The 8694-nt window shown below is 46.7% G+C and carries 8 protein-coding genes and 1 pseudogene; all 9 read left to right on the top strand.

The window, feature by feature from the left end:
* On the top strand, nt 1–343 hold a 343-nt coding region (locus PX484_RS19965), incomplete at its 5' end, for an SIS domain-containing protein (protein WP_288105242.1).
* A 56-nt stretch (nt 344–399) separates the two neighbouring features.
* On the top strand, nt 400–702 hold the full coding sequence (locus tag PX484_RS19960) for a hypothetical protein (protein ID WP_287768086.1): 303 nt from the start codon (nt 400–402) through the stop codon (nt 700–702).
* Nucleotides 693–932 carry a DUF2283 domain-containing protein gene (locus PX484_RS19955; RefSeq protein WP_002801930.1) on the top strand — a complete coding sequence of 80 codons (240 nt, stop codon included), beginning with the start codon at nt 693–695 and terminating at the stop codon, nt 930–932. The genes PX484_RS19960 and PX484_RS19955 overlap by 10 nt, the downstream gene beginning before the upstream one ends.
* 452 nt (nt 933–1384) lie before the next feature.
* Nucleotides 1385–2872 (top strand): type I restriction-modification system subunit M, encoded by a 1488-nt coding sequence (locus PX484_RS19950; protein ID WP_287768088.1) that lies wholly within the window; start codon nt 1385–1387, stop codon nt 2870–2872.
* 3 nt (nt 2873–2875) lie between these two features.
* Nucleotides 2876–3199 (top strand): nucleotidyltransferase domain-containing protein, encoded by a 324-nt coding sequence (locus PX484_RS19945; RefSeq protein WP_002750888.1) that lies wholly within the window; start codon nt 2876–2878, stop codon nt 3197–3199.
* 89 nt (nt 3200–3288) lie between these two features.
* Nucleotides 3289–3600 carry a nucleotidyltransferase family protein gene (locus PX484_RS19940; RefSeq protein ID WP_002731863.1) on the top strand — a complete coding sequence of 104 codons (312 nt, stop codon included), beginning with the start codon at nt 3289–3291 and terminating at the stop codon, nt 3598–3600.
* A gap of 92 nt (nt 3601–3692) precedes the next feature.
* Complete coding sequence (locus PX484_RS19935) at nt 3693–4814, top strand: restriction endonuclease subunit S (protein WP_287768091.1); 1122 nt, start codon at nt 3693–3695, stop codon at nt 4812–4814.
* Nucleotides 4815–4841: 27 nt separating this feature from the next.
* A pseudogene (locus PX484_RS19930) lies at nt 4842–4970 on the top strand (hypothetical protein); the annotation flags it as partial.
* Nucleotides 4971–5042: 72 nt separating this feature from the next.
* On the top strand, nt 5043–8489 hold the full coding sequence (locus PX484_RS19925; protein ID WP_287768094.1) for a DEAD/DEAH box helicase family protein: 3447 nt from the start codon (nt 5043–5045) through the stop codon (nt 8487–8489).
* Nucleotides 8490–8694 lie beyond the last annotated feature (205 nt).

Genomic DNA, 8694 nt, shown 5'->3' with positions numbered 1-8694 from the left:
AGGCTATCCAGCCGGAGAAATGAAACACGGACCAATCGCGCTTTTAGATGCAAAAGTTCCCGTAGTAGCGATTGCGATGCCGGGGGTAGTTTATGATAAAGTTCTCTCCAATGCACAGGAAGCAAAAGCAAGGGATGCGCGGTTATTGGGAGTAGTTGCTGACAACGATACGGAAGCACCAAAAGTCTTTAATGATTTGTTGTATGTGCCGGAAGTTGAGGAATTATTATCGCCAATTTTAACAGTAATTCCCCTACAATTGCTCTCCTATCATATCGCAGCCCGTCGCGGTTTAGACGTGGATCAGCCGCGCAATTTAGCCAAAAGTGTCACGGTAGAATAGGGTTCGGTTGGGTTGAAAGTGTGGTTTAAAGGTCTATTTACACTGAATCGGAACCTATGAATCTTTATGCAACTTCTCAGAATGGGGTTTTAATTCGTCTGACAGAGGAGAGATGGAAACACATTATCAGTGGACATAGTGAATTAGTATCGTATCAAGCGGAGATATTGGAAACCATTCGCTATCCTGAGAAAATCCTAGTAGGAAACCATCAGGAATTGTTGGCAGTTAAACAAATAGTTTCTGGAAAATATCTAATCGTTGTTTATCGAGAATTATTAGATGAGGGATTTATTATTACTGCTTATTTAACCCGTCTTCTTCGTGAATTAACCAAGAGGAAACAAATATGGCCATAACTAGCATTAATATTCAATCTTATCTTAACTTCGCCAAGATGATTCACGCTCTGCCTCAGCAAGATTTTTGGACAGCTTATGATGCAAAAGCAGATATTTTGTATATTAATTTTCATCAACCATCTTTACCAGCGGATGATAGCGAATTAACAGATAATGATGTGATTATTCGTTATCAAGGGGATAAGATCATTGGGTTAAGTATTCTCAATGTTAGTAAAATCCAATGATGCTAAGTAGCTGGTTATAATTAAATTAAAAATGGATTTTAGGTTCGATCCCCCCTTAATCCCCCCTTGATAAGGGGGGTGCCGATCCCCCCTTAATCCCCCCTTGATAAGGGGGGTGCCGATCCCCCCTTAATCCCCCCTTATTAAGGGGGGCATCTGATAATTTTTAACGCCTACCTACTTATAAATAGGGTTGGCTGCATATCAGTAGAAGCTTGGCTAGAAAAGGCTTTAATTAGTGATTGCAAAGCGATCGCTAGGCAAGATTGCCAGATAAAATTGAGAAACTGAGCTATATAGGAGCGATCAATCTTTGTGTCCTTTGTGTCTTTGTGGTTCGTTCCACCCCCTAGCCAGTTTTAGAATATATTTTACCCAGAAAACCTAAGAGACCCCCCGATTTTCAGTACAATATTACTGCAATATTAAAAGCAGTGAACAAATAAACAGCGATGATCACCGGCGAATTAAAATCCAAAATAGATAAACTTTGGACAACCTTCTGGAATAACGGCATTAGTAACCCGCTTTCGGTAATCGAGCAGATTTCCTATTTACTCTTCATCAAGCGCCTAGATGACCTAGAACTGGCTAAGGAGCGTAGGGCCCAACGATTAGGCGAAAACCTCGAAAATCCCACCTTTACCCCCAGCCAACAGCATATCCGTTGGTCCCGCTTCAAAAATATCGATGATGCCGAGACAATGCTCCAGATTGTCCGGGATGAAGCGTTTCCCTTTATCAAAGATCTGGGACAGTTTTCTAAGGGTAGCACCTACGCTAAACACATGAAGGACGCGGTGTTTCTCATCGCCTCCCCGGCCCTGCTGGCCACGGTAATCGAGCAAATTGAAAAAATCCCCATGGAGGATCGGGACACCAAAGGCGACCTTTACGAGTATATGCTCTCGAAACTGAGTACAGCCGGGACTAACGGACAGTTTCGCACACCGCGCCATATTATCAAAATGATGGTGGAGTTATTAGCGCCGGGACCCCGGGAGGTTATCTGTGATCCGGCCTGTGGCACAGGAGGCTTTTTAGTAGCGGCTGCCGAGTATGTGCGGGAGTTAAAGGACAGCGAGGGGGGACGTTTGCTCCATGAACGCGGCAACCTAGAGCATTTCAATAACCAAATGTTCCACGGTTTTGATTTCGATGGGACGATGTTACGCATTGGCAGCATGAACCTGATGTTACACGGTATCGAGCAGCCGATTATCGAGGCCCGGGATTCCCTATCGGAGGATCACGCCGGGGTAGAGGATAGTTTTACCATGATTCTGGCTAATCCACCGTTTAAGGGTTCGCTGGAGAAGTCCACTATTGCCAAGGATTTATCGAAAATCATCGACACCACTAAAACCGAGTTATTATTCATGGCCCTGTTTTTGCGCTTGCTGAAGACGGGGGGAAAAGGTGCGGTAATTGTGCCGGATGGGGTGCTATTTGGCTCGTCCAAGGCCCATAAGGACATCCGCACCATCTTGGTAGAAGAACATAAGCTAGAGGGGGTGATATCGATGCCGTCGGGGGTGTTTAAACCTTATGCGGGGGTATCTACTGCGATCCTGATTTTTACGAAGCTGGGGGTAAGGGAAAAGGGGACTGACTTCGTTTGGTTTTATGACATGGTGGCGGATGGTTTCTCTCTCGATGATAAGCGCCAACCGATTGCCGATAATGATATCCCAGACTTGCTGCGCTGTTGGCAGCAACGCGACTCCGCTAAGGATACCAATCGCCAAGCAAAGGCGTTTTTTGTGCCTCGCGAGGAGATTCAGGCCAATGCTTATGATCTATCAATTAACCGCTATAAGGAGATAGAGTACGAGGAAGTGAGCTATGAGCCGCCGAAGGTGATTTTACAGAAGTTAAGGGCTTTAGAGGCTGATATTCGTCAGGATTTGGACGCATTAGAGGAGATGTTAGGAGATTAGGAGATGAAAAATCTACAGCTAGAGGTTATTCTGCGGGAGATAAAAGATTATTTCCATCTGCTCTATCAAAACCAATTACAGAAAATCGTCCTTTACGGTTCCCAAGCACGGGAAGATGGACGGGAAGATTCTGATATCGATCTTTTGGTCATTCTTTCTGGTGTGGTGGATCCTTATCAGGAAATTGACCGCACGAGTGAATTTATCGCTAGGCTTTGCCTTGATTATAATGTGGTTGTTTCCCGTCATTTTATCTCTGCGGCAAAGTTCCAGAGCGGAGATAATCCATTTCTTGACAATATACGGCGCGAAGGGGTTACGCTTTGAGCGATGATTGCATTGGTAGTTTTGCTCAACCGAAAGGATATTTGATTTATGTTTGAAAATAAGATTTGTCGGCATTTAGAGGGGATGTGATGACTGTAACGACAAAGCAACAGGTAATCAGTCTGCTAGAGCAAAATCAAGGGGAATTACGGCGATTGGGAGTTAGTCGCTGTGGTTTGTTCGGATCTTTTCGGACAGAGCAGACGACAGAGAAGAGCGATGTGGATATTTTGGTGGTGTTTCAACCCGGGATGAAGACATTTAATAATTTTATGGATTTATGTTTCTTTTTGGAGGACTTGTTTGGTCGGAGTGTGGATCTGGTTACACCTGAGTCGTTGAGTCCTTTTTTTGGACAACGAATTCTCGATGAGGTGGAATATGTCCCCTTCGGTTCGTGAGTTTTAGTCCACCGAAAAGATATTTGATTTATGTTTGAAAATAAGATTGATCAGGTTTTACACGCGTTAAAGGAGATGTTGGTATGAGATATATGATTCCTTTAGGAGAAGTGGCGGAATTTATTAATGGAGCGGCGTTCAAACCAGAAGACTGGCATGAAAATGGGCGGAAGATAATTAGAATTCAAAACCTCAATGATTCAAGTAAACCCTATAATCTCACGACCAGAAATGTTGATAAAAAATATGAGGTAAATACAGGAGATATTTTGGTTTCTTGGTCTGCCAGTTTAGGTGTCTTTGAATGGCTAGAAATGGAAACAGCTTGGCTAAATCAACATATATTTAAGGCAATTCCAGATAAAGCAAAAGTACATAAAAATTACTTCAAATACTCTCTAGGTAAAGCCCTCAATGATATGGAGTGCTACTTGCATGGTGCGACTATGAAACACGTAAATCGCAAGGAGTTTCTATCGACAAAAATATATGTACCACCCCTCGAAGAACAGCGAAGAATTGCGGCAATTTTGGATAAAGCGGATGGGGTGCGACGCAAGTGCAAAGAGGCAATTCGGTTGACTGAGGAGTTATTGCGATCAACTTTCCTAGAGATGTTCGGTGATCCTGTTACTAATCCGAAAGGGTGGGAGATAGTCAAAATAGAAAACATTATTGAGCTAGTTTCTGGGCAAGTAGATCCCAGAGAATCGCCATATTCAAATATGCTTCACGTTGGGGGAGATAATATCGAGTCTGGAACTGGCGAGATAAGTGGATGCAAAACTCCCGCCGAATTGTCCCTAATTAGTGGAAAATACTTGTTTCGTAAGGGTGACATTCTTTACTCCAAGATTCGACCATATCTCAATAAAGTTTCTCTACCTGACTTTGATGGCGTGTGTAGTGCCGATATATATCCAATTCGAGTAAATCATAGTTGTGTGACGCCGATTTATATGACCTCTATTCTAAGAAGTAAGGGTTTCCTAGAATATGCTGAGAAGCACTCGACTAGAACAAATATCCCCAAGATAAACAGAAAAGCATTGCTGAGTTTTGAATGTCCTTTGCCACCATTAGGACTTCAAAATCAGTTTACGAACAGCGCAAACAAAATCTTAAAAATTAAAGACCACGAGAAAACGGGAGTCGATAAAGCGAACAATCTCTTTAATTCCCTTTTACAAAGAGCATTTAGGGGGGAACTGTAGCCATGGCAGCCGGCGGATTACTGCCATAATCTTGTGGGAAATGCCATTAAAAAAGACCGTTGGACAATTAACCAAGATTCCTATCATCTCACACTGTCACGCGGGAAAACCCTAGATAAAATAACCGAACTTGCTGTTTTTTTATATAACTGTTAAACAATAATCAGGTAAAATATAGAGATAGCCAAAACTTTGGGAATAATAGAGTTATAGACTGGGGAGCGCAATATGGACTCAAACTTCTCCTTCCTGCGAGATCAATTCCCGACAATCTACGATCATGCCAGCCAAGCGGAGGGATTAGTTTTCAGCAACCCCCGGGCCAGTTGCTTCTATACCCGTTTTGTCCTAGAACAAATGGTCTGCTGGCTCTATAAAAACGACCCCTACCTGCAACCGCCCCGGGACAATAGCCTAGGCGCTCTCATCCACGAGCAAACCTTTAAAGATAACCTTAAACCAGGACTTTTCGGCAAAATTCGCACCATCCACAAAGTCGGCAACAACGCCGCCCACCATACCAGCCCCATCAGTGAACGGGACTCCCTGCACCTGATCGAGGAACTATTTCATCTCACCTACTGGCTGGTGCGCTACTATGGGCAGAATGGGCGAAAATTGGGCGATATTAGCTTCGAGCGCCAGAAGATACCGGCGGCCGCACCCCCCGCTCCCAAACAACTGCAAGACCTAGAAAAACGCCTGTCCCAAAGCGATGCCCTGCGCCAATTGGCCGAAGCAAAACAGCGCCAAACCGAGGCCGAACTGGCAGCCGCTAGGGCCGAACGGGATGCCCTCCTCGCCCAAAATCGAGCGATCGCTGACCGGCACGACTACAACGAAGCCGACACCCGCCGCTACCTGATCGATGTACTACTCCAAGAGGCCGGCTGGGATACCAAAGCCCCCAACGCCACAGAGTTCGAGGTGTGGGGGATGCCCATCCAAAAGCCGGGGGATACTGGGCGCGGTTTCGTCGATTATGTACTATGGGGTGATGACGGCAAACCCCTCGCCCTCGTGGAGGCAAAACGCACCAGCAAAAGCCCCGACAGCGGACAAGATCAGGCCAAACTCTACGCCGACTCCTTAGAAAAAAACTACAACCAACGCCCCGTTATTTTCTACAGCAACGGCTATGAAACCTATCTCTGGGATGATCTCACCTATCCCCCCCGTCCCGTCCTCGGTTTCCTGCGAAAAACCGAGCTAGAACGGCTAATTTTCCGCCGTTCCCACCGTAAACGCCTCAGGGACACCGCCATTAACGAGGATATCGTCGGCCGCCCCTACCAGAAAGAGGCCATCCGCCGCATTACCCAAACCTTTGAAGAAAAGTGCGCCCGTAAGTCCCTGTTGGTTATGGCCACGGGAACCGGTAAAACTCGAACTGCGATCGCATTGGTGGAACTGCTCAAGAGTGCCAATTGGGTAAACCGAGTCCTGTTTCTGGCCGATCGCAATGCCCTATTAAAGCAAGCCTATCGAGCCTTTCAGCGTCATCTACCCAGCGTTACCGTCCTGCATCTGACCCGCAGCAAAGACGTGACGGGGGCTAACGTCATCTTCTCCACCTATCAAACCATGCTCAACGCCATTGATCGCATGGATGCAGAGGGGCGAATCTTTGGGGTGGGTTATTTTGACCTAGTGATCGTCGATGAGGCCCATCGCTCCATTTATCAGAAATACGGCGAAATATTCGATTATTTTGATGCCCTGCTGGTGGGGCTAACTGCCACGCCGCGCTCGGAAATAGACCGGGACACCTACCGCATTTTCCAGCTACCCCAGGGCGTGCCTACCTTCGCCTACGAGTTAAATGATGCCGTTAGGGATGGCCACCTCGTCCCCCCCAAGGGCGTTACTGTGCCGTTTAAGTTTCTGCGTACTGGGGTTAAATACAGTGAGCTAACCCCACAGGAGCGGCTAGACTACGAGGAGAAGTTCCGGGACGAGGAAAGCGGCGAACTACCGCAGGCAATTAACGCAGCTGCCTTTAATGACTGGTTGTTCAATATCGACACCGTGGATCAAGCATTAGAATTATTGATGCAACGGGGGCTAAAGGTCAACAGTGGCGATCGATTGGGTAAAACGATTATTTTTGCCCGTAATCACCGACACGCCCAATGTATCTGCGATCGCTTTAACAGTAACTATCCTCACTACAAAGGTCATTTCGCCAAAATTATTGACAGTCACGACAATTACGCCCAGAGTCTGCTCGATCAGTTCAGCGAAGCCAACAAAGAACCGATTTTAGCCGTCTCGGTGGATATGCTCGATACCGGCGTAGATGTGCCGGAAGTGGTCAATTTGGTCTTTTTTAAGCCCGTATTCTCCCGGGTGAAGTTCAATCAGATGATCGGGCGCGGGACCCGTCTCTGTCAGGATTTGTTTGGGCCTGGCAACCATAAAACCGAGTTTCTGGTCTTCGACCTCTGCGGTAATTTCGAGTATTTCGAGCAGGATATCGATGAAACAAGCCAGAAAATACCCGAAAGCCTCACCAGTCGCCTAGTTAAACATCGCCTCGAGTTGGCAACCCGTCTCGCTCCCTCCAAGCCAAGCGCGACACCTAGGGCAAGAGAGCAGTCCTCTACTTACAAAGTCGAGCGGGCCGACGACCTATACACGAGTTTGCTCGATGCACTCCATCAACACATCGCCACCATGCCCCGGGATAATTTCCTCGTGCGTCGTCGCTTGCCGCAGGTGGAAACCTTTAGTCAGCGCCAGCGTTGGAACAACCTCAGTCAGGAGGACGCGGCCACCATTGCCGACTCCTTGGCCGGTTTACCCAATAGTCTGCCCAATGAGGATCCCCTGGCCAAGGAATTCGACCTTCTCTGTGTGAAACTGCAATTAGCCATTCTCAAGGCCGACCGTAGTTATGAGCGATTGCGGGACAAAGTGCGGGATATTCTCGGTCAACTGGAGACTAAGCCCGATATCCCGATGATTAAGGGACAATTGGCCTTTATTCGCGAGCTGCAGGACGAAAGCTGGTGGACCGGCGCAACGCCGTCGGGAGTGGAGAGGATCCGGGTTCGCATCCGAGATCTGGTCAAGTTTATCGATCGCCAAAAGCAGCAGATCGTGATCACCGATTTTGTCGATGAGATGGGGGAGGTGCAGATTGTCGATATTCCCACCCATCAGACCGGTTTTAGTCGCGAACAGTATCGCCGGAAAGTCGAGGCCTATATCCGTCAGCATCAGGATCACCTTGCGATCGCTAAGTTGCGGCGCAATATCCCCCTAACGGAGACGGATTTATCTGCCCTAGAGGAGATGCTATTTTCGGCCGCAGAAATTGAGAGCCGTCAGCGTTTTGAGGAGGTCTTTGGCCAGACAAAAAGCCTCAAGCTCCTGATCCTGGAAATCGTCGGACTCGATCCCGCAGGGATCCGCGTAGCGGCACGCCAAGCGGCTAAACAAGCTTTTGGCCGTTATTTGCAGGGGACAAACTTCTCGGCCAATCAAATCCGTTTTATCGAAAATATCATCGATATGCTCGCTAAAAACGGAGTTATCAATCCGGGGGCGCTCTACGAGCCTCCTTTTACTGATAACCATCCCGAAGGTCTAGATGGGATGTTTAATGATCAGGAAGCTGATCGGATCGTCTCGATTTTGCGATCATTTAATGAGTCCGTTGATGCGGTTTAAGAACAAGCGCGGTTGATGTAATTGTAATAAGTAGCTGGTTATAATTAAATTAAAAATGGATTTTAGGCTCTTCGGGAATTGTTATGCAAATAATTAACTTAAAATAAAATTCGATGAGAGTGCCTACGCTCAAAAGTATCTGAAATCCATATAGGGAAGGACTTAAGGCATCAACAGGTTAATACCAAAAGATAGACAATCGAGT

The sequence above is a fragment of the Microcystis sp. M49636_WE2 genome (assembly GCF_030065375.1).
GTDB classification, from domain to species: Bacteria; Cyanobacteriota; Cyanobacteriia; order Cyanobacteriales; family Microcystaceae; genus Microcystis; species Microcystis aeruginosa_C.
The sequence above is the reverse complement of the archived record's forward strand: the minus strand, read 5'-3'. Positions and strand labels throughout refer to the sequence as shown.